Origin of the sequence: Kitasatospora sp. NPDC052896, from assembly GCF_044547075.1 — a bacterium.
In the GTDB taxonomy this organism is placed as follows: domain Bacteria; phylum Actinomycetota; class Actinomycetes; order Streptomycetales; family Streptomycetaceae; genus Kitasatospora.
The window spans coordinates 1-1,064 of the sequence record NZ_JBITZU010000087.1; the positions used below are offsets into that span (position 1 = coordinate 1).

Genomic DNA, 1,064 nt, shown 5'->3' on the forward strand with positions numbered 1-1,064 from the left:
ACGCCGCCGCCAACACCTACCTCGACACCCTCGCCACCCACCGCCACACCCAAGGCCTCCCCGCCACCTCCCTCGCCTGGGGCCTCTGGGCCGAGTCGGGCGGGATGGCGGGCACGCTGGACACCCAGGACGTCGCGCGGCTGCGCCGTGCGGGGATCGCACCGCTGCCCACCGACGCGGCACTGGAACTCTTCGACACCGCGCTCGCGACGAACCGGGCGGTACTCATGCCGGTCCGGATCGACACCACGGAGCTGCGCGCCGCCAGGGCCGTACCGCCGCTGTTCCGCACCCTGGTCCGCACCCCCTCCCAGCCCGGGAGCAGCGGCGGCGGGAGCAGGACGGCCGGGCAGCACGGCCTGCGGGAGCGGCTGACCGGGCTGGCCCCGGCCGAACAGCTCGAACTCCTCCTGGACACCGTCCGGACCCGGATCGCCGGCATCCTGGGTCACGACACGCCCCGCGCGGTCGAGGCCGACCGGGGCCTGATGGAGATGGGCTTCGACTCGCTGACCGCCGTGGAACTGCGCAACAGCCTGGGCACACTGGCGGGTCTGCGGCTGCCGAGCACGTTCGTCTTCGACTACCCCACCCCGAGCGCGATGGCCCGGGAGCTGCACGCGCGGCTCAGTCCGGCCGGCCGGACTGCGGAGGCGGACGCGCTCGACCCCACCGACGAGGAGGCGATCCGGCGGGCCCTCGCGTCCGTCCCACTGGCCCGGCTCCGCGACGCCGGCCTGATCGAGCCCCTGCTGCGGCTCGGCCGGGCCACGCAACCGGCCGAGAGCCGACCGGGCGCGACGGAGGCGGAGGACACCGACTCGATCAGGGAAGCGGACGCGGACGAGCTGATCCGGATGGCCCTCGCCCGAAGCGGCCCGAGCGACTGAACGCACCGGCCACCACCGGGGGGGGGGGGGGGGGGGGGGGGGGGGGGGGGGGGGGGGGGGGGGGCCCCGGGGGGGGGGCCGAGGGAGCGGATGGTGGGGTGGGCGAACAGGTCGACCACGGTCAGGTCGCTGCCCAGGCGTTCGTTGAGCAGGGTGTGGGCGCGCAGCAGGAGC

1 protein-coding gene is annotated in these 1,064 nt (G+C 76.1%); it reads left to right on the forward strand.

All coding sequences use genetic code 11. From position 1 onward, the window contains the following. On the forward strand, positions 1 to 890 hold an 890-nt coding region (locus tag ACIGXM_RS37450), incomplete at its 5' end, for a beta-ketoacyl reductase (RefSeq protein ID WP_396568592.1). Positions 891 to 1,064: the final 174 nt, after the last annotated feature.